Raw genomic sequence first — 513 nt, forward strand, 5'->3', positions numbered from 1 at the left:
CGCCCTGCAAACCTACTGCCATTTGCGCCAGCGCCTGCCATTGGCTCAGCGCGCGCCATTGCGCCACGCCTTCACGTAGCAGCAGCACGCTCGACAGCAGCGCGATGAGGCACACGGCCAGCGGCAAACGGTGACGCTGCACCCACGCCGTGCTCATGCTGCCACCTCCAAGTCGAACACCACGTTTGGCGAGGACTCGCCGCCACTCACCTGCACCTGAGCGCCCACCGCATTGGCCATCTCGCGCCAAGGCGGTGTGGCGCCCTCGCCCTCCAGCCGCACATGCCAGCGCTGGCCATCAAAGCGCACCGCTTGCAGGCGCCAGCCGGGATGCTCATTCAGCCAGGCATGCAAGCGCCCTTGTAAATCGTCGAGCTGACGCAGGCGCACTTGCTGCTGCAAACCGGCCTCACGCAGGCGCTTGAGCGCCTGAGCCGCCTGCCTGGGGCCCGCCTGCTCACCCGTCACGGCAATCACCTGGGCTTGCCAGAGCTGGGCCTGGCGCCATTGCTG

1 protein-coding gene is annotated in these 513 nt (G+C 67.6%); it reads right to left on the minus strand.

Annotated features, from left to right (window positions below):
- Positions 1-153: 153 nt before the first annotated feature.
- Positions 154-513 (minus strand): GspL/Epsl periplasmic domain-containing protein (locus MFF34_RS27820; RefSeq protein ID WP_283236636.1); only part of this gene is annotated, 360 nt, incomplete at its 5' end.

This window comes from Pseudomonas sp. PAGU 2196 (assembly GCF_022179005.1).
Classification (GTDB): domain Bacteria; phylum Pseudomonadota; class Gammaproteobacteria; order Pseudomonadales; family Pseudomonadaceae; genus Aquipseudomonas; species Aquipseudomonas kermanshahensis.